The sequence below is a fragment of the Janthinobacterium sp. UMAB-60 genome, assembly GCF_900095235.1.
Lineage (GTDB): Bacteria > Pseudomonadota > Gammaproteobacteria > Burkholderiales > Burkholderiaceae_D > Janthinobacterium.
Window position 1 is genome coordinate 37,243 of sequence record NZ_LT607503.1, and the last position, 20,204, is coordinate 57,446.

At 61.7% G+C, this 20,204-nt stretch carries 16 protein-coding genes; 5 read left to right on the plus strand and 11 right to left on the minus strand.

What is annotated here, in order from left to right; translation table 11 throughout:
* Positions 1-16: 16 nt before the first annotated feature.
* A complete protein-coding gene (locus K0F86_RS25145) occupies positions 17-1,669 on the minus strand; it encodes a CTP synthase (RefSeq protein ID WP_219136860.1) in 1,653 nt (550 codons plus the stop codon).
* A 247-nt stretch (positions 1,670-1,916) separates the two neighbouring features.
* On the opposite strand from K0F86_RS25145, the gene K0F86_RS25150 reads away from it, so the two are divergent.
* The gene (locus tag K0F86_RS25150) at positions 1,917-2,324 is read left to right on the plus strand and encodes a PRC-barrel domain-containing protein (RefSeq protein ID WP_219136861.1); all 408 of its coding nucleotides are present in this window, start codon (positions 1,917-1,919) and stop codon (positions 2,322-2,324) included.
* A 30-nt stretch (positions 2,325-2,354) separates the two neighbouring features.
* On the opposite strand, the gene K0F86_RS25155 is transcribed toward K0F86_RS25150, so the two are convergent.
* The 5 genes from K0F86_RS25155 to K0F86_RS25175 form a co-directional block, all read right to left on the minus strand.
* Positions 2,355-4,610 carry a TonB-dependent receptor domain-containing protein gene (locus K0F86_RS25155; protein ID WP_219136862.1) on the minus strand — a complete coding sequence of 752 codons (2,256 nt, stop codon included), beginning with the start codon at positions 4,608-4,610 and terminating at the stop codon, positions 2,355-2,357.
* A 40-nt stretch (positions 4,611-4,650) separates the two neighbouring features.
* Entirely contained in the window at positions 4,651-5,430 is a 780-nt protein-coding gene (locus tag K0F86_RS25160; protein ID WP_219136863.1) for an energy transducer TonB, read from the minus strand.
* A complete protein-coding gene (gene exbD / locus K0F86_RS25165; RefSeq protein WP_219136864.1) occupies positions 5,427-5,855 on the minus strand; it encodes a TonB system transport protein ExbD in 429 nt (142 codons plus the stop codon). The genes K0F86_RS25160 and exbD overlap by 4 nt, the downstream gene beginning before the upstream one ends.
* Positions 5,856-5,858: 3 nt before the next feature.
* The gene (exbB, locus tag K0F86_RS25170) at positions 5,859-6,605 is read right to left on the minus strand and encodes a tonB-system energizer ExbB (RefSeq protein WP_219136865.1); all 747 of its coding nucleotides are present in this window, start codon (positions 6,603-6,605) and stop codon (positions 5,859-5,861) included.
* A 105-nt stretch (positions 6,606-6,710) separates the two neighbouring features.
* Positions 6,711-7,616: a ChaN family lipoprotein gene (locus tag K0F86_RS25175; protein WP_219136866.1), complete on the minus strand. Its 906-nt coding sequence runs from the start codon at positions 7,614-7,616 to the stop codon at positions 6,711-6,713.
* Positions 7,617-7,805: 189 nt separating this feature from the next.
* Between K0F86_RS25175 and K0F86_RS25180 the strand changes: the two genes are divergently transcribed.
* Positions 7,806-9,215, plus strand: a complete 1,410-nt coding sequence (locus K0F86_RS25180) for an FAD-binding oxidoreductase (RefSeq protein WP_257572356.1) — start codon at positions 7,806-7,808, stop codon at positions 9,213-9,215.
* Between the two features lie 75 nt (positions 9,216-9,290).
* Here K0F86_RS25180 and K0F86_RS25185 read toward each other — a convergent pair whose 3' ends face one another.
* The 4 genes from K0F86_RS25185 to K0F86_RS25200 form a co-directional block, all read right to left on the minus strand.
* Positions 9,291-9,764 carry a GNAT family N-acetyltransferase gene (locus tag K0F86_RS25185; protein WP_219136867.1) on the minus strand — a complete coding sequence of 158 codons (474 nt, stop codon included), beginning with the start codon at positions 9,762-9,764 and terminating at the stop codon, positions 9,291-9,293.
* 39 nt (positions 9,765-9,803) lie between these two features.
* Positions 9,804-12,950 carry an error-prone DNA polymerase gene (locus tag K0F86_RS25190; protein ID WP_219136868.1) on the minus strand — a complete coding sequence of 1,049 codons (3,147 nt, stop codon included), beginning with the start codon at positions 12,948-12,950 and terminating at the stop codon, positions 9,804-9,806.
* Between the two features lie 165 nt (positions 12,951-13,115).
* The gene (locus tag K0F86_RS25195) at positions 13,116-13,466 is read right to left on the minus strand and encodes a transcriptional regulator (RefSeq protein ID WP_219136869.1); all 351 of its coding nucleotides are present in this window, start codon (positions 13,464-13,466) and stop codon (positions 13,116-13,118) included.
* Positions 13,463-13,828 (minus strand): DUF6516 family protein, encoded by a 366-nt coding sequence (locus K0F86_RS25200; protein ID WP_219136870.1) that lies wholly within the window; start codon positions 13,826-13,828, stop codon positions 13,463-13,465. The genes K0F86_RS25195 and K0F86_RS25200 overlap by 4 nt, the downstream gene beginning before the upstream one ends.
* Before the next feature lie 142 nt (positions 13,829-13,970).
* Here K0F86_RS25200 and K0F86_RS25205 point away from each other — a divergent pair, with 142 nt between their 5' ends.
* Positions 13,971-14,756 carry a PhzF family phenazine biosynthesis protein gene (locus K0F86_RS25205; RefSeq protein ID WP_219136871.1) on the plus strand — a complete coding sequence of 262 codons (786 nt, stop codon included), beginning with the start codon at positions 13,971-13,973 and terminating at the stop codon, positions 14,754-14,756.
* A 123-nt stretch (positions 14,757-14,879) separates the two neighbouring features.
* Positions 14,880-17,324, plus strand: a complete 2,445-nt coding sequence (locus K0F86_RS25210; RefSeq protein WP_374197326.1) for a TonB-dependent receptor plug domain-containing protein — start codon at positions 14,880-14,882, stop codon at positions 17,322-17,324.
* A 73-nt stretch (positions 17,325-17,397) separates the two neighbouring features.
* On the opposite strand, the gene K0F86_RS25215 is transcribed toward K0F86_RS25210, so the two are convergent.
* Complete coding sequence (locus K0F86_RS25215) at positions 17,398-17,787, minus strand: GNAT family N-acetyltransferase (protein WP_219136873.1); 390 nt, start codon at positions 17,785-17,787, stop codon at positions 17,398-17,400.
* 162 nt (positions 17,788-17,949) lie between these two features.
* Between K0F86_RS25215 and K0F86_RS25220 the strand changes: the two genes are divergently transcribed.
* A complete protein-coding gene (locus tag K0F86_RS25220) occupies positions 17,950-20,148 on the plus strand; it encodes an OsmC domain/YcaO domain-containing protein (protein ID WP_219136874.1) in 2,199 nt (732 codons plus the stop codon).
* The last annotated feature ends 56 nt before the right edge of the window (positions 20,149-20,204 follow it).

Sequence of the window (20,204 nt, forward strand, 5' to 3'; positions counted from 1 at the left end):
TCGCAAGCGACCCGCGTTATTCCGCGGCGGCGTTGGCTTCCTTGTGCGCCAGCGCTGCCTTGATGAACGAGGTAAACAGCGGATGGCCGGTGCGTGGCGTCGACTTGAACTCGGGATGGTATTGCACGCCCATATACCATGGGTGGGCATTTTCACCCGTGCGTGGCAATTCCATGATTTCGCACAAATCTTCGCTTGGCGTGCGGGCCGAGACGATCATGCCAGCCGCTTCGACACGGGCCAGGTAGTGATTGTTGGCTTCGTAGCGATGACGGTGACGCTCGGTCACCACGCTGCCGTAGATCTCGGCAGCGAGGGTGCCCGGATTGACGGCGCAGGTCTGCGCGCCCAGGCGCATGGTACCGCCCAGGTCCGAGTTTTCATCGCGCAACTCGACTTTACCATCGTGGTTTTGCCACTCATTGATCAGTGCAACGACAGGTTGATCCGTATCAAGGTCGAACTCGGTCGAATTCGCGTTCGGCATGCCTGCCTTGTTGCGCGCGTATTCGATCAGGGCCACTTGCATGCCCAGGCAGATGCCCAGGTAAGGGATCTTGTGCTCACGGGCGAACTGGGCCGCTTTGATCTTGCCTTCCACGCCGCGCTTGCCGAAGCCGCCCGGTACCAGGATGGCATCGTACTTGGCCAGGTTCTCGCAACCGGTCGTTTCGATTTCTTCCGAATCGATGTACTCGATGTTGACGCGGCTTTCCGTGTGGATGCCGGCGTGGCGCAACGCTTCGATCAGCGACTTGTACGACTCGGTCAGCTCGACATACTTGCCGACCATGCCGACGGTCACTTCCGCCTTCGGGTGCTCCATCGTGTAGATCAGCTTGCTCCAGATCGACAGGTCGGCCGGTGCCGGATCGAGGTCCAGCGCTTCACAGATGATCTTGTCGAGGCCCTGGTCGTGCAGCATTTGCGGCACTTTGTAGATGGTGTCGACGTCCCACACGGAAATGACGGCATGCTCTTCGATATTCGAGAACAGCGAGATCTTCGCGCGCTCGTCTTCCGGGATGGCGCGGTCGGCGCGGCACAGCAGCGCGTTCGGCATGATGCCGATTTCGCGCAGCTTTTGCACCGAGTGCTGGGTCGGCTTGGTCTTCAGTTCACCGGCCGAGGCGATGTAAGGCACCAGGGTCAGGTGGACGAAGGCCGTGTTCTTGCGGCCGGCGCGCAGGCTCAGCTGACGCGCCGCTTCCAGGAAGGGCAACGATTCGATATCGCCGACGGTGCCGCCGATTTCGCACAGGGCCACGTCGTAGCCTTCGGCGCCACGGCGGATGTAATCCTGGATTTCATTGGTGATATGCGGAATCACCTGCACGGTCTTGCCCAGATACTCGCCCCGGCGTTCCTTGCGGATCACCGATTCATAGATCTGGCCAGTGGTGAAGTTATTCACCTTTTTCATGCGGGTGGAGATGAAGCGCTCGTAGTGACCGAGGTCGAGGTCGGTTTCGGCCCCGTCGTCGGTGACGAATACTTCACCGTGTTGCATAGGGCTCATCGTGCCAGGATCGACGTTGATATACGGGTCGAGCTTGAGCATGGTGACTTTAAGGCCGCGCGATTCGAGGATCGCGGCGAGGGAGGCGGCGGCAATCCCTTTTCCAAGGGAAGACACAACGCCACCAGTGACGAAGACAAATTTGGTCATTGCAGATGGTGCCGAACGGCACGTGCGGGAAATTGAAATTATACACTAAAGCCCGCCTGCGTCGCCCCCCGCGCGTGGAAATTTGCGCCAAATGCCGACGATCACCCCCGCTCCTGCGGTCTACGCACAACAAAATTACTCAATAGTAATAATTAAAATATTTTCAATTCCTTAATTTGTGTGGGCGAGCGAACAGACCCTGCCGCGCCCTGGCCGCAGACTGGGATTTTTCAACAGGAGGTCCACCATGAGCTACGAAGAACGCGACGCCTACGGCATGTATGTCAACCGCGGCCACAAAGGCCCCGGCCCTGAATTGATGGGTGCCGACACCCTGATCGGCGACCATGTGCACAACGCCAAGGATGAACACCTGGGCGAAATCAAGGAAATCATGATCGACATGCGCAGCGGCAAAATTGCCTACGCCGTCATGTCGCACGGTGGCGTCTTCACCATCGGCGAAAAGCTGTTCGCCGTGCCGTGGGAAGCGCTGCTGCTCGACACCGTCAACAAGCGCTTCACGCTCAACGTCGACAAGGAACGCATCGAAAACGCGCCCGGCTTCGACACGGATAACTGGCCGAACATGGCGGACCAGGCGTGGGCCAATTCGATCCATAGCTACTACGGCACCACGCCGCGTGAGTATTAATTAAGCAAAAGCGCGGGGCTGAGGTCTGCTCTAAAACCGGTACTCCAGCCCCGCCACATACGTCCTGCCCCGCGCCGTGCTCAGCGGCGTGTTGTCCTGCGACTGCGACGGCATCGAGTTCAGCCGGTTCAGCGCTTCCGAGAAATCCTTGTTCATGGCGTTCTGCACGGACAGGCGCAGGAACAGGTTCTTGCTGACCTGGTAACTCGCATACAAGTCGATCACGGCCGGGATCTTCGGATTCTCGGCCTTGAGCACTTCGCCCGTCGCTTCGTCGGCCTCATTGTCGGGCGACAGGCGGCGGTTCGAGCCCGTGTGCTTGAGGATGGCGCCCACTTCCAGCTTGTTGTCCAGCAGGCGCGTGCCCACGTCGAGGTTGTAATACGTGCTGGGCAAGTCGCCGATGTCGGCCGCGCCAAACCACGCGCTGGCGATCGAGGTGGGCTGGCTGGTCTTGTCGCGCGTGTACGACAGGCGCGCATACGTGGCCCCCAGCTGGTACTGCGCTTCCAGTTCCCATCCGCGCGCGTGCACGGGAGTGGACGAGTTGATGTAAATATACATATTCGTCACGTATTCATCCACATTCTTCCAGTCATTGGCGAGCACTTCCGCGATATTGCACTTGCGGCCGCTGTCGCACACAAGAAAGGACTGGCTGGTGATATAGCCGTCGATCTTGCTCTTGAAATACAGGGCCTTGAAGTTCAGCACGTCATTCTTGCTCAGCAAGCCATGCAGGCTGGAATTGAAGCCCAGCTGGTAGGTGCTGGCCCGCTCGCCTTTCAAAAACGGGTTCATCGAGGCGCCGCCATCGTTGGAAAAGAATACTTCCTGCGGATTCGGTCCGCGCATGGCGCGCTCGGCGCTGGCAAACGGCTGGAACCACGGCGTCACTTGCGCGGAAACGAGCAGCGATGGGTTGATGCCATGCTCCTTCAGCGCAATGTGCGACGCCCCCTGCGGGAAACACTGCACGCGCGGATCGCAGGCGGGTTTGTAGCCGGTCAAATCAAAGTGCGTGGTGTTCAGGCCCGCATTGACCTGAACAATGCCGCGGTTGTATTGCAAGCCTGCATACAGGCTGCTGATCTTTTGCACGCCTTCGGGGCCGAACGTGTTGTTTTCAATCGATTGCTGGTTCGCGTCCCGGTTGTCCGGGTCGTCCACCAGGCTTTCCACGTGCTTGCTGTACTTGTTGCGCATCAGCTTGCCGCCGATGGTCACCAGCGCATCGCCACCGGCCAGCTTGAAACTGCTGGTGTTGTTGATATCGAAGGCGTCGGCGCGGTTGGCCGCATTTGTATTGATGAAATTGGTCAGCGCTTCGGGCATGTATTTCTGGTTGCCACGGCTGCTGCTGGCCACCACATTGAGGTCGATCAACTCCGAAAACGGCGTGTAGTGATATTTGACGTAGTAGTCATCGCTGCGGATATCGCGGCGCGTAAACGTGCTGCGGTAGTCGCGCGCCGACAGCTCCAGAGAGTGGAAGTCGCTCAATTTGAGGTCCAGCTTGAGCAGCTGCGACTTGGGCTTTTGCTTGTAATAGCGGTTGTAGCCGAAACCGAATTCCTCGCTGTTGACGCCCTTGGCATTCTTGTAGTTGTTGCCGATCACACTCGCGCTGGTGGCCGCCATGAAGCCTACGCTGCCGCCATCGAAGGCCGGGTTTTTCATGGCCACGGCCAGCATGGCGCTGCGTCCCACGCCGTTATTTCCGGCCGACATCTTCGTGCGTGCCCCCGTTTTTTCGCCGGCGAAGACCACGTCATCGACGCCGATGGTGCGGAAATTGGCGCTGCCGGCCAGCGCATTGACGCCGTCGCCACCGACGACATTGCCGCGCGACACATCCACGCCGATGATGAAATTCGGGTCGATCAGGGCGCCGAACTGGCTGCTGGGCACGCCGCCATGCGAGACCGACGAGGGCGCGCTGCCATAGTAATTCTGGCTCACGCCATCGACCATCATGTTGACGCGGCCCAGCCCCGACAGGCCGCGGATGTTGACGCTGACGGCGCCCTGCGCCGGATCGATCTGGGTAAACGTGCCCGGCATGCTGCGCACGATCTGGTCCACGCTCTGCAAGCGCGTGTCCGCGCCGCGCGCGCTGACGGCGCCCGGTTTTTCCAGCGCCTGCTGTTCCGCCGGGACAGTTTCACCCGATACATTCAGCGGCGAAAACGCGACCTTGCCGTCGCTACTCTCTTGCGCCCATGCCTGCTGCGCCAGCAACGCCATGCAAACGCCCACGGCCCGCGTCATTGTCTTGATATGCATACACCCTCGATTTGTTATGTGATTGAAAAAATGCGAAAAATCAGCTGGCGCCGTGGCCGCTCTCGGCATCGAGCTTGAACGACACGGGCAAGGTCACCGTCACCGTGCCCTGGCGCAATACGCTGGCGGGCGGCGCCGGCAACGGTTGCGCGCGCTCAAGCACTTGCAGCGCTTCGCGGTCGAGCAGCACCGTGCCCGATGACGTGACCAGTTCGCTGGCCAGCAGCTTGCCGTCGCGGTCCACCTGGAAGCGCACCCAGGCGGCGCCGGCCCGCTTGCGCTGGCGCGCGTCGCCCGGATAGCGCTTGAAATGGGCCAGGTGGCCGAGCACCCGGCTTTGCCAGCTGGCCGGCGCCGCGCTGGCGGGCGGCGTGTCGCTGTCGAACGGCGCCGCCTGCGGACCGCGCACCGAACTTGGCGCCGGCGTGGCGCTGCTGCTGGCCTGCGCGGGCAATGACGCTTCCTTGGCGGCATCCTTGCCGGGATCAAGCGACGGGCTGGCTTCTGCCTTCGTCTCTTTTTCCGCCGCGACGATCTGCGGCGCGGCGGCACGCGCCAGCACGGGCAGCGCCTCTTGCCGGATGGTGCTCTTTGGCGGCCGGGCGGCGCTGGAGACGGCCGACTGGCGCGCCCCGACCGCTGCCGCCTGTTGTGTCTCCGGCGACAGCGCCTGCGCGGCAAACACCAGCATCACGCTGGCGGCCGGATTAGCGGGCGCGACGGTGACGGACTGCCAGGCCGCCCACAGCAGCAGGGCCAGCGTGGCGGTCACCACCAGCGACGTGGCGATGCCCCAGCTCAATATCGGACGCGGACTCACCCGCCCCCCTCCCTGCCCACCAGGCCCACTTTCAGGTAGCCGGCCTGGCGCAGGGCATCCATCACGCCCAGCACGTCTTCATACGCGGCTTGCTTGTCGGCCTGGAAAAACAGCGTGCGCTGGCGGTCGCCGCCCGTCTCGGCATCGAGCAGACGGCCCAGTTGCTCGCGCGCCACGGGAGCTACGCCCAGGTACAGGCTGTGGTCCGCTTTCAGGGAAACGAACAGGGGCTTGTCGGGACGCGGCTCGGGCTTGGCCGTGGCGGCCGGCAAGTCGATCTTCAGGTCGACGGTGGCCAGCGGCGAGACCACCATGAAGATGATCAACAACACCAGCATCACGTCGATGAAGGGCGTGACATTGATCTCACTCAATTCCGGCATGTCGGCCATATCGTCGTCCTGCGATGGAAAAAGGCTGGCCATGGCTCAGGCCTGCTTGCGCGTGTCGAGGTCGCGACTCAGCATCAGCAGCACTTGCGCGGAAGCGGCGCGCAGCTGCGCCTTGTACTGATTGATGCCACGGCTCAAGACGTTATAGATGACGACGGCGGGAATCGCCGCCACCAGGCCCAGCGCTGTCGCCAGCAAGGCTTCCGCGATACCGGGTGCCACGGTCGCCAGGTTCGTGCTCTGGCTGACGGCGATGCCGATAAAGCTGTTCATGATGCCCCACACGGTGCCGAACAGGCCGACGAAGGGCGCCACGGCGCCGATGCTGGCCAGCAGACCGATGCCTTGCGTCATGGCACGCACCTGGTGGGCGATCCACTGTTCCTGGCGAAAGCCGGCCCGCTCCTTCAGGGCCGCCGCCGATGCGCTGGCGTGCGACAGATGCAGTTCCTGCTGCACATCATCGAGCAACTGTTGCGCCAGCACAGACGCCCCGCTCTTTGCGGCAGCGTCCGGCAAGGACGTGGCCGTCTTCAGCACGGCGACGGCCAGCGCCGCTTCGCGCCGCGCTTGCAGCAAGCTGGCGCCCTTCACCAGCAAGACCACCCAGGTGGCCAGCGCGGCGATCAACAGGCCGATGAGCACGCTTTTGACGACCTGGTCGGCGGCGAAAAACATGCCCAGCGGCGACATGTCATGCTGCAAGGCGGACGCTTGTGCGCCGGAATGAAAGATGGAAAGAAACACGCCGCCGGCAGCGGCTTTGAGACAGGAAATACGCATGGAAGCTTCAACAGGTAAGAAAAAATCGGACGGACTACCTGGCTGCTGCGAAGAAGCTTGCTGGGGAAGAGTGCCGGGCTGAACGCCCGGCGGAGATACAAAGAATTACTTTACGCTGGCGATGGCGGGCGCCGCCACCGGCGTGTACCACACAAAATCCGCCTGCGGCGCCTGCACCGTGGCACCCTGCGGCGCCAGTACGAGCACCAGCGGCGCCGGGCCGCCCGTCAAGTCTTGCACGTGCAGCGGCACGCCCAGGTCCTTGTGCGCATGATAGGCGCCGGCGATCAGCACGGCCGGCGCGGGCGCGGCCAGCAGGCGCTCGGCCATGCGGCGGTCGCGCTGCTGCTGCACCGACAGCATGGCGGCCAGGCGCGGCGCGTCGATCTGGTTGTCGTGCATGACGCGGATGATGTCTTTCAATTTGTCATGCACCTTGCCATCGTTGGCCAGGTTCGAATGCTTGCCCTGCACGGCCGGCTGGTCGATAAACAGTTGCTTGATTTCGCTGCGGTCCAGGTTGGCCGACCAGACGGGATATGGCGCGCGCATCACCGTCATGACCAGGTCGCCATATTGCGCCCACTTCCAGCTCGGTTGCCAGGCCAGCAGTTCGGCCACGTGTTCGGGACGCACGACGGGATCCGTCTGCAGCCACGGCTTGACCTTGTCCACCTTGGCTTGCTGGTCCGGGTTCAGCATTTCCAGCAGCACGCTGCCTTGCGGACGCTGGCCCTGCAATTGCTGCAGCAGCCATTGCTCGATCTGGTGATGGCTGAGCTGGTCATGCTGCTCGCCGACGATCACGCGCGGGGCGGCGGCCAGCCGGGCCAGCAATTGCTCGGCAGTCACGCGCTGGCCGCTGCGCAGGTCGACGATCTCGCCCAGCTGGCGCACGTCCTGCGCCGTGGCGGCGGAGGCCGTGCCAGTGGCGGGCGCGACACTGCTGCAGGCGCTCAGCGCCAGCACGCAGGCGGGCAGGACGGCGGCGAGGGACAAGGGGGATTTCATGGCAGGGCCTTTCGGGTGGAAGCACGCATTGCAAAATAACTACTGGCGGGCATTTTAATGGAAATGATTCTCATTTACAACCAGTGCACGGCAAACCTTGCGGATTTTTTTACAAGCGGCAAAAAATCAACATGGTGCTTCGGTGAAATCCCCGGTCGCGGAGTAGAATAAAAAAAACGGAGGATTCGCGTGAATCAAACTGACCAGTTGGCGGTACTGAAAAAACCGCTGCCAGACTCTCTTGCTGCCGTACTTTCCCTGATCTTTGCCGACCGCTTTTCCATGACGCAAGCCATGCGCGCACACCATGGCCGCGACGAGTCGAGCTATCCCCCCATGCTGCCCGATGCCGTCATCTTCGCCCATTCCACCGAGGAAGTGGCGGCCGCCGTGAAGCTGTGCAGCGCACACGACGTGCCCGTCATCGCCTATGGCAGCGGCACCTCGCTCGAAGGCCATGTGCTGGCCCTGCATGGCGGCGTGACGATTGATCTGTCGCAAATGAATCAGATGGTAGCCGTGCATAGTGAAGACTTGACGGCCACCGTGCAGGCAGGCGTGACGCGCAAGCAGCTGAACGAGGAAGTCCGCGACACGGGCCTGTTCTTCCCCATCGACCCGGGCGCCAATGCGTCGCTGGGCGGCATGGCGGCCACGCGCGCCTCTGGCACGAATGCCGTGCGCTACGGCACCATGCGCGAAAACGTGCTGGCCCTGACGGTGGTAACGGCCGATGGCCGCATCATCAAGACGGGGACCAGGGCGAAAAAATCGTCGGCCGGCTACGACCTGACGCGTTTATTTGTCGGCAGCGAGGGCACCCTGGGCATCATCACGGAAGTGACCGTAAAACTGTATCCGCTGCCGGAGGCGATCTCGGCCGCCGTGTGCTCATTCCCCGGCACGGGCGAAGCCGTCAGCGCCGTGATCCAGACCATCCAGATGGGCATTCCCGTGGCGCGGGTCGAGTTTCTCGATGAAAATGGCGTCAAAGCCATCAACGCCTACGACAAGATGGCGCTGCCAGAGAAGCCGCTGCTGCTGTTTGAATTCCACGGCACGCCGGCCAGCGTGGCCGAGCAGGCGCAGCTGGTACAAGCCATCACGGCGGAACACGGCGCCAGCGATTTCGCATGGGCCAGCCGTCCCGAAGACCGCTCGCGCCTGTGGGCCGCGCGCCACAATGCGTATTTCGCCCTGCTGCAGATGCGTCCCGGCAGCCGCGCCATTTCCACCGATTGCTGCGTGCCCATTTCGCGCCTGGCCGAATGCATCCTCGCCACCAAGGCCGATTGCGAGGCGCAGGGCCTGGTCTACGCCATCATCGGCCACGTCGGCGACGGCAATTTCCACGTGCAGATGCTGGTCGACCCTGACGATCCGGCCGACATCGCCCGCGCGGAAAAGGTCAACAGCGACATGGTCACGCGCGCCATCGGCATGGACGGCACCTGCACGGGAGAACATGGCGTGGGCATGCACAAGATGGCTTTCCTGGTGGAAGAACATGGAGAGGGCGCCATCGACACCATGCGCGCCGTGAAACACGCGCTGGACCCGAAGAACCTCATGAATCCGGGCAAGATCGTGCGCTGGTAATCACTATCACCCAAAAGCAAATGCCGGGGTCGTACCCTCAGGGTACGACCCCAGTCCTTGCCGTTGGGTTAATTTTTACAATTCCATGCGCATCGGCACAAACGCGATGCCGCCCGTCTCCACCTTCGGTCCCGTGGCGACAAAGCCCAGGCTTTCATACAGGGGCAAGGCGTAGGCCGAGGAGTTGACGGTAAACGCCGTCACGCCGCCCCTGGCCAGCGACGCATCGCGGGCTGCCTGCCACAAACGGCGTGCCATGCCGCGCCGGTGCAGGGCACGCGGCACGAACATGTGGAACAGATGCGTGTTGTCGCGCATGGCCACCACGCCGGCCAGTTCGCCGTCGATATGCGCGAGCTGGTAGGCGTAATTGGGCAGCGACAGATAGTTTTCGATGGCCGGCTGGCGGCAGTGTTCGATAAACTTTTCCGCCCCCGCGCCATCGGGGTGCAGGGTCAGAAAGGGTATCAGGTCGTCGATCAGGGCGACGATGGCGGGCGCGTCGGCGACCAGGGCAGGACGCAGTGTCGGTTCGGGTAATGTTGTCATATTCAAATAATGCCATGCCCTCCTCCCCGCCGGCAACTCTCAACAAAAATCGCGGCTGCTGGTGCGCAAGCGCCCCAGCAGATGCGACATGTCGACCAGGCGCTTGGCCACCAGGTTGCGCACGATGCCCTCCCTTTGCCACACGCCGTACACGCCCAGCAGCGGCGCGCTCAGCACTTCGCGCCGCTGGCTTTCCACCAGGTCGGGCCAGACGATGACGTTGACGGTGCCCGTCTCGTCTTCCAGGGTCATGAAGATGACGCCCTTGGCCGTGCCCGGCCGCTGGCGCACGGTGACGATGCCGCAGGCGCGCGCCAGCTGGCCATGCGTGTAGCTGGCCAGCGTCGCGGCGGGCAGAAAGCGTTCCTCCAGCAACTGTGCGCGCAGCAGCGCCAGCGGGTGGCGGCCCAGGGTCAGGCCTTGCGCGCGGTAATCGCTGACGATGCCCTCCCCTTCCGTGGGCGCGGCCAGCACGGGCAAGTCTTCCTCTGGCGTGGTGGCGCGCAATAAATCCCTGTCGGGCACGGCGCCGGCCGCCTGCCACAGCGCCGCGCGCCGGTGGCCGGCCAGCGCATGCAGGGCATTGCCGGCGGCCAGCACCTGCAAATCATGGCGGTCCAGGCCGCCACGCCGGGCCAGGTCGGCCACGTCGACGAAGGCGGCGATGGCGCGCGCATCCTCGATGCGTTGGGCCGCTTCCGCGCGCATGCCGAACAGGCTGTTCAAGCCCAGGCGCACGGCCGGTGCATCACCCTGCCCGTCCTGTTCCTCCAGTCCCGCCTCCCAGCCGCTGACGGCCACGTCGACGGGCAGCACTTGCACGCCATGCCGGCGGCCATCCTGCACCAGTTGCGAGGGACTGTAAAAGCCCATGGGCTGGCTGTTGAGCAAGGCGCACAGGAAGGCGGCCGGTTCGTGGCATTTCAGCCAGGAACTGGCATACGTCAGCAGCGCGAAACTGGCCGCGTGCGACTCGGGAAAACCATATTCGCCAAAGCCTTCGATCTGGCTGAAGATGGCCTCGGCAAATACTTTCTCGTAGCCATTGTCGACCATGGCATCGACGATGCGGTCATGGTAATTGTTCATGCCGCCCTTGCGCTTCCAGGCCGCCATGGCGCGCCGCAACTGATCCGCTTCGCCAGGCGTGAAATCGGCGGCGATGATGGCCACCTGCATCACTTGCTCCTGGAAAATCGGAATGCCCAGGGTACGCCCCAGCGCCTTTTCCAGGCCCTTCGGATACTCGACCGGTTCTTTCTGCTGGCGCCGCTGCAGATACGGATGCACCATGCCGCCCTGGATGGGACCGGGACGCACCAGCGCCACTTCGATGACGAGGTCGTAGAATTCACGGGGACGCAGCCGGGGCAGCATGCTCATCTGCGCGCGCGACTCGATCTGGAACACGCCGATGGTGTCGGCCTGGCACATCATGTCGTAGGTGGCGGGATCTTCGGCGGGAATATCCTGCAAACGAAATTCCTCGCCGCGCCGTCCACTCACCAGTTCCAGGGCGCGGCGCAAGGCCGACAACATGCCCAGCGCCAGCACGTCGACCTTCATCAAGCCCAGCTCTTCAAGATCGTTCTTGTCCCACTCGATGACGCTGCGCTCGGCCATGCTGGCGTTTTCAATCGGCACCAGGCGCGACAATTTCCCCTGCGCGATGACAAAGCCGCCCGGATGCTGCGACAGGTGGCGGGGAAAGCCCAGCAACTGCTGCGCCAGGCCGGCCCACTGCTGCGACAATGCCGCTTCCGGGTCGAGCCCGCATTCGGCCAGGCGGCTCAATAAGTCGTGCTTGCCGTCGAACCAGCGATGCGTCTTGGCCACTTTTTCCACGATGGCCAGGTCGATCCCCAGCGCCCGGCCGCTGTCGCGCAAGGCGCTCTTGGGCCGGTAGCTGATCACCACGGCCGCCAGCGCGGCCCGCTCGCGGCCGTATTTGCCGTAGATATATTGGATGACCTCTTCGCGCCGCTGGTGTTCGAAATCGACGTCGATGTCGGGCGGCTCGTTGCGCTCGCGCGACATGAAGCGCCCGACCAGACAATTGCCCCGTGCCGGGTCCACTTCCGTGATGTGCAGGCAATAACAGACGGCCGAATTGGCGGCCGAGCCCCTGCCCTGGCACAAGATGTTTTGCGAACGCGCAAAGCGCACGATGTCGTACACGGTCAGAAAGTACGCTTCATACGACAGCTCGGCGATCAGCTCCAGCTCCTGCTCGATCTGCTGCTGCACGTTGGCCGGAATACCCAGCGGAAAGCGCATGCGCGCGCCCGCATACGTTTCCTCGCGCAGATAGGTCGCCGGCGTGTGGCCGTGCGGCACCAGCTCGTCGGGATAGTCATAACGCAGGCTGTCGAGGGAAAATTTACACAGTTTGGCGATGCGCACGGTTTCCGCCAGCGCTTGCGGCGGATACACATTGGCCAGGCGCAAGCGCGCGCGCAGATGCTGCTCCGCATTTTGCGCCAGCGCATAGCCGCACTCGCCCACGGGTTTACCCACGCGTATCGCGCACAAGGTGTCGAGCAAGGGCTTGCGTGAACGCACGTGCATGCACACATGGCCGACGGCCACCACGGGCAAGCCCAGCGCCTGCCCCGCGTCCTGCACGGCACTGCGGTGCGCGTCGTCCTGTGCCCGCTGCAGCAGGCTCAGGCCGATCCAGCTGCGTTCGCTGCCAAAGGTGGACGCCATCCACTTTCCCTGCGCGCGCACGCTTTCCGGCTGGGCCGGATAGCTGGGCAGCAAGATCATCAGGCAGCCGGGCAGCCCCCGCAAATGGGCAAACTGCGCCGATGGCGCGCTGAAATCATCGGGCGTCAGCAGATAGCGCCCCTTGGCCGCCCGCGTGCGCGCCATGGTGATCAGTTCCGACAAGTTGCCGTAACCATCGATATCGCGCACCAGCGCCAGCAGGGACATGGCCGCGCCGCCGTCGGCCTGCGTCAAGTGAAAATGCGCGCCGATAATCAGGGGAAAGCCGGCCCGCTTGGCCACCGCATGGGCACGCACGACGCCGGCCAGCGAACACTCGTCGGTGATGGCCAGCGCCTTGTAACCGAGCTGGACAGAGCGCGCCACCAGCTCTTCCGCATGCGAGGCGCCATGCAGGAAGCTGAAATTACTCAGGCAATACAACTCAGCATACTCGGGTAAGACTGCGCCCCACATGATCTACCTCAATACTGTATATAAACACAGTATAATATACTCATCCTGAGTCAAGTAGCCGGTTCCAGTCGGATAGTGTTCATTTTGAAGGGCGCACGGAGCGTCTGCCGGCCAGCGCGGGGCTTTGGCCTGTCGCATGACGGACCACATTGATAGTCCGGCAAATCAATTAGCAACTATGCGAAACTCCGTCGCTGTGGCTACGGGGCGAACTTGATTTCGCTCCCGTTTCAATTCCACGATGCCGTAATTGGACATTGTTTTCAAGGTGCGTGACAGGTTGCTCGGTTTGCGGCCCGTTATCTCAGCCAATGCAGAAATGGATTCCGGTTGCGTTTCCAGAATCACGTGCAACAACGCCCGGTTTTCGTCGCTCAGGACTTCCGCCAGCGATTTGATCGAAGTGAACCAGACCTTGGGCTCATCCGCCTTCGGTTTATATATGCCGCGAGCGATGGCGAGCACGCGTTCGCGGATTTTCTCTTGCGGCATGATGCCAATAAAAATCGGTTTCATTGCTTTTTTACCTCCAGCAAAACGCGGTCCACGTCAGCAAAGAAATCATTGATGAGATGCTGTGCATCCTTGAATTCGTATGGCACTCCCTGATCTGACGGATGCCGGTGTTTATGGTCGTATGCCACGATACGTCCCGCATATTTGAATTTCTTTGGCGGCTTTACCATGTGCGCATTGTCGTAACCGAGGATGCGTTTGCCATACGGTTCGTGCAGCGTCAGCGAGTAGCGTATGCCGTGAGGAATCTCATCCGACACTTCCGTCCGCCTGGCTTCTATCTTGATCCAATAACCGCCATCCTGGTCGAGGATGGAGCCATCCAGGTCCAGCAATGTATCAATGGCAGGATCGATCCGCATGCGGGAAGTATATCATCTGTTGATATGTCATTTCCACGAAAGCGTCAATAGGCGGAGCCTTTGACTCCATTCGGCCAAGACATCGAGAAGCTTTGCACCTATTTTCGTTTATGCTGGTGTTTTACCTTTTGCATCGACCGCCATGATCGTCCACTTATTAAAATGTTTCGGCGCCGCCCCCGGTGGCGGCAATGCGGCGCTGGTCGTGGAAAACGACGACAACGGCGAAACGGCGCGCCAGACCTTCGCCCGCGAGCGGCAAGTGAGCGCCTGCGTCTTCATCGACCGGCAAGCGGACGGCAGCGTCGTGCTCGACTATTTTTATCCGCACACGCGCAGCCCCCTGTGCCTGCACGCCACCCTGGCGGCCGCGCATGTGCTGCTGACAGCGCCCGGCGACCCGGTAACCTTGACGGTGACGACGGCCATGCGCGGACAAGCCTTGCAGCTGGTGCGCCGCGCAACCGGTCTGTTCATCGGCCTGGCGCCGCAGCCGGCGCCTGCCGTCATGCTGGAAAAATATGTGCCGTCGGAACTCATGGGCCAGCACATGCACTTGCTGTCGCCGCCCGTCATCGCCTCCGTCGGCAGCCCGAAGCTGCTGCTGGAAGTGGCCGACCGCACCACCCTGCGCGCGCTGCGGCCGAACCTGGAACTGATCGCCGACTGGAGCGCCTTGCATCAGGTCAACGGCTGCTATGCATATTGCCGCACGGGCGAGAGCGAATACGAGGGGCGCAACTTCAACCACCGCGACCCGGCCCTGGAAGACAGCGCCACGGGCGTGGCGGCGGGCGCCCTGTCAGCGCATCTGCAACAGTCGCTGCGCCTGCATCAGGGCCACGTGACGCAGCAGCCGTGTCTGATCGAGGTGCAATACAGCGCGCAGGCAATCTGGGTGGGCGGCATGGTGCAACGCAGCACCTGAATAGGGCATCGCGCACCAGTACAAGGCAAGCCGGGCAACGGCCAAAAGATAATCAACCAGGAAACAACAGTTACAACAAATTTGTAATAACAAAACAAAGTATCGCTGGTGAATGCTGAAATGATGGCACTAAAATCAAGTCACAATACCACTTGGAGATACTGCGTGCCGACTCTCACCACCTTGCGTAAAGCAGTCCTCATCAGCCTGTACGGCAGCGCCGCCCTGGCCGCCTTCAGTCCCGCTGCCATGGCCCAGACCACGGAAGCGGGCGTCACGGACGGTCCCGTGCAAACGGTCAGCGTGGTCGGCTCGCGCCGCGTCACCAGTTCCGCCACCGACACCATGGTGCCGGTCGATATCATCCCGATTTCCAGAGTCGCCGAGCAAGGCGGTCAGTTTGACCTGGCGCAATCGCTGCAATACATCTCGCCCTCGTTCAACTCCACGCGCCAGACGGGCGCCGACGGGGCCGACCTCGTCGATTCAGCCGCCTTGCGCGGTCTCGGTTCCGACCAGACCCTGGTGCTGGTCAATGGCAAGCGGCGCCACACGACGGCCCTCGTCAACCTGTTCGGCGCGCGCAACCGCGGCAACACGGGCACGGACATGAATGCGATTCCTTTGCTGGCGATCAAGAACGTGCAAGTGCTGCGCGATGGCGCCGCCGCCCAGTACGGCTCGGACGCCATTGCCGGCGTGATCGACATCGAACTGAAGAAAAGCCTGGGCTGCGAAGCGGTGGCCGGCTACAGCCAGTATTCCGCAGGCGACGGCAAGAATTACATGACCTCCGCGTATTGCGGCATCGCGCTGGGCGACAAGGGCACGCTGGCCATCACGGGCGAATACCTGGACCGGGGCCGCTCGAACCGGGCCGACGCGGACAGCATGCGCATCATCGGCGACACCAAGGCCAAGAACAAGACCCTGTACGTGAATGGCGACTACGCCACCAGCGGCACGGGCAAGCTGTACTTCACGGCCGGCGCGCAAACGCGCGATGCGTCGAGCGCCGCGTTTGGCCGGGGCGGCATCGGCAGCGACGACATTCCGTCGCGCAATTCAGCCGCCATGTATCCGAATGGTTTCGTACCCTTCATTAACGGCAAGATCGACGACCAGTACGCCACCATCGGCCACCGCAGCCAGATCGGCGAATGGCATGCTGACTTTTCGCAAACTTATGGCTACAACAAGATGCGCTACGACATCAGCCATACCCTGAATGCCTCGATCGCCAACCTCGACTTGATGAACGGCGGCAAGGGCGTCAGCGCCAGCAGCTACGATGCGGGCGGCTTCTCTTTCCAGCAGCTGACCAGCAACGCCGATTTCAGCCGCTTTTACGACACGGTAATGAGCGGCATGAACGTGGCCTTCGGCGCCGAATATCGCAGCGAGGAATACAAGATCATGGCCGGCGAACCGGGCTCCTACATCGACGCCGACGGCGTGGGCATGGGCGGCAATGCGGGCAGCCAGGGCTTTCCCGGCTTCCAGCCCGGCGACGTCACCAAGGCCAAACGCCACAGCATCGCCGCGTATGGCGACGTGGAGCTGGACTGGACGGAGCGCCTGAAAACCCAGGCCGCGCTGCGCTATGAAAAATTCAGCGATTTCGGCTCCACCGTGACGGGCAAGCTGGCCGCCAGCTATAAAGTGGCGCCCAACGTGCTGCTGCGCGGCTCGGCCAGCACGGGCTTCCGCGCACCGTCGTTGCAGCAAGTGTATTTCTCGTCCACCTTCACCGACTTCATTGGCGGCGTGCCCACCGACGTGGTGCTGGCGCCGAACGGCGGCGCCGTCGCCAACGCGGCCGGCATTCCCAAGCTGAAAGAGGAAAAATCCACCAGCTTCACGTTCGGCACCACCTGGACGCCGACGCAAGCCATTTCCGTGACGGCCGACTTGTACAACATCAAGATCAAGGACCGCATCGTGCTGTCGGGCCGCTTCAATGCCGACAATTACCCGGACCTGGCCGCGCGCCTGGCCCTGCTGGGCGTGGGCGAAGCGCAATTCTTCGTCAACTCCATCGACACGCGCACGCGCGGGCTGGACCTGACGGCTTCGCACAAGGGCGAGCTGGCCGGCAACCGCCTGAACACCTTCCTGGCCTTGAATTTGAGCAAAACGGAAGTGACGAAAGTCAAGACGCCTGACTCGCTGAAAGGCTATGAAGACGTGCTGCTGTCCGAGCGCGAACGCCTGTTCATCGAACAGGGCGGCCCGCGCGCGAAAGCCACCCTGGGCTTCGACTACATCACGGGCAAGCTGGAATCGGACCTGCGCATCATTTATTTCGGCCCGCAAACCCTGGGCACCTTCAGCGGCACGGCCGCCGGCGTGCCCAACGCCCACTACGCGGCCAAGACCTCGGCCGACCTGAGCTTTACCTACAGCATCAACAAAAATACCAAGCTGACCTTTGGCGGCAACAACATCTTCAACGTCAAGCCGACCACGCAAAACGCGGACGAAACGGACAACGGCTTCAAGTACGACAGCGTGCAGTTCGGCCTGAACGGCGCTTCGTATTTCGGACGGCTGTGGGTGAAATTCTGATCGCGCTATGCACATAAAAACAGCGGCTGCGCCAGTACGGGCAGCCGCTGTTTTTTTATGTCGGCATCACCATTCAGTGCTCATCGCCTGCATAGATCCACATGGGTTCTGTTTTCCCTGCGCGCACGAAGCCCATGGATTCGTAGAACGCGATGGCCTTGCCGTCCGCTGTCAGCATTTGCTGGTGAAACCCCGCGTATTTTTCCAGCATGGCAGCCATCATCCTCCTGCCCACGCCCTGGCCTTGCGCCAGTGGATCGACGAGCATATGCGGGAAGTAAACAACCAGATAGCCATCGGAAATGGCATTGCCGATGCCAATCAATTTGCCATCTGCGCGGGCCGTCACCAGGCTGTGGGAATTGCGCAGCGCGGCCATCAATTCTTTTGGTTTTTCTGCGGACGACCAGTGATTGGCCTTGTAGAGATCAATCACTTCTTGCTCAGCGATCACATCATTCATGGAAATTTGCATGGGCACGGCCTTCTTTCCTTCTTTGGTTGATAACGCTTATCTTCGCAATGGGATTGCTCAGCTAGCACGGCCGCAGTGAACAATCTTTGCCCTGCGGCAGAAAGCACGGATAATAGCGCCTAACTCATAAGCACAGTATTGGATTACCTCATGGAAATTAAAGTCAACTTTCTCGACAAGCTGCGTCTCGAAGCCAAGTTCGACGATTTTACCGTCATCGCCGACCAGCCCATCCGCTACAAAGGCGATGGCTCGGCGCCTGGCCCGTTCGATTATTTTTTGGCATCATCGGCACTCTGCGCGGCGTACTTCGTGAAGCTGTATTGCGATACGCGCAATATTTCCACCGAGAATATCCGCCTGTCGCAAAACAATATTGTCGATCCGGAAAACCGTTACCAGCAGATTTTCAAGATCCAGGTCGAGTTGCCGGCCGATATCTCGGCCAAGGATCGCCAGGGCATCCTGCGCTCGATCGACCGTTGCACGGTGAAAAAAGTGGTGCAAGCGGGGCCAGAATTCGTCATTGAAGAAGTCGCGAACCTGGACGCCGATGCGCAATCCTTGCTGATGCTCAATCCGGCCGGCGAAGCCAGCACCTATATCGTCGGCAAGGATTTGCCGCTGGAACAGACCATCGCCAATATGTCGGGCCTGCTGGCGGGCCTGGGCATCAAGATTGAAATCGCCTCGTGGCGCAACATCATTCCGAACGTGTGGTCGCTGCATATCCGCGATGCGCACTCGCCCATGTGCTTTACCAACGGCAAGGGCGCGACCAAGGAAAGCGCGCTGGCGTCGGCCCTGGGCGAGTATATCGAGCGCCTCAGCAACAACCATTTCTACGCCGGATCGTTCTGGGGCGAGGACATCGCCAACGCGCCATTCGTGCATTATCCGAACGAGCGCTGGTTCAAGCCGGGCCGCAAAGATGCGCTGCCGAAGGAAATCCTCGATGCGTACAGCCTGGAGATCTACAACCCCGATGGCGAGCTGCGCGGCTCGCACCTGATCGACACCAACTCCGGCAATGCGGAGCGCGGCATCTGCTCGCTGCCGTATGTGCGCCAGTCCGATGGCGAGGTCGTGTATTTCCCATCGAACCTGATCGAAAACCTGTACGTCAGCAATGGCATGAGCGCCGGCAATACCCTGGTCGAAGCGCAGGTGCAATGTCTGTCTGAAATTTTTGAGCGGGCCGTCAAGCGCGAAATCCTCGAAGGCGAAATCGCCCTGCCCGACGTGCCGCAGGACGTGCTGGCGAAATACCCGGGTATCCTGGCCGGCATCCGAGGTCTGGAAGAGCAAGGCTTTCCCGTGCTGGTCAAAGATGCGTCGCTGGGCGGCGTGTACCCGGTGATGTGCGTCACCCTGATGAACCCGCGCACGGGCGGCGTGTTTGCCTCGTTCGGCGCGCACCCGAGCCTGGAAGTGGCGCTCGAGCGCAGCCTGACGGAATTGCTGCAGGGCCGCAGCTTTGAAGGCTTGAACGACTTGCCGCAACCGACGTTTGCCAGCGAAGCCGTCACCGAGCCAAACAACTTCGTCGAGCACTTCATCGATTCCAGCGGCATCGTCTCGTGGCGCTTCTTCAGCGCCAAGGCCGATTACGATTTTGTCGAGTGGGATTTTTCCGGCCACGGCGAAAACTCGAATGCCGAGGAAGCGGCGACCCTGTTCGGCATCCTCGCCGAGATGGGCAAGGAAGTCTACACGGCCGAGTACGACCAGCTGGGCGCCACCGCCTGCCGCATTCTCGTGCCAGGCTATTCGGAAGTATATCCGGTCGAAGATTTAATCTGGGACAACACCAACAAGGCGCTGCTGTTCCGCGCCGACATCCTGAACCTGCATCAGCTCGACGATGCCAGCCTGGAAGACCTGCTCGAGCGCCTGGAAAACAGCGAGCTCGACGAGTACGGCGACATCGCCACCCTGATCGGCATCGAGTTTGACGAAAACACGGCGTGGGGCCAGCTGACGACGCTGGAATTGAAGCTGCTGATTCATCTCGCCTTGCAGCAATTCGAGGAAGCGAAAGAGCTGGTGGAAACCTTCCTGCAGTACAACGACAACACGCTCGAGCGCAAACTGTTCTATCAAGCCTTGAACGTGGTGCTGGAAGTGGAACTCGATGACGCGCTGGAACCGGACGACTACGTCGTCAATTTCCGCCGCATGTTTGGCGACGCCCGCATGGACGCGGTGCTCGGTTCGGTGGACGGCAGCGTGCGCTTCTTCGGCCTGACCCCGACCAGCATGCAACTGGAAGGCCTCGACCGGCACCAGCGCCTGATCGACAGCTTCAAGAAATTGCACGCGGCGCGCGCCAAGGTTGCCGCCCGCTAGGGCGGCAAGCCCGCTAGGGCGGCAAGCACGGGCTGCTGGCAAGCGGCTGACGAGAG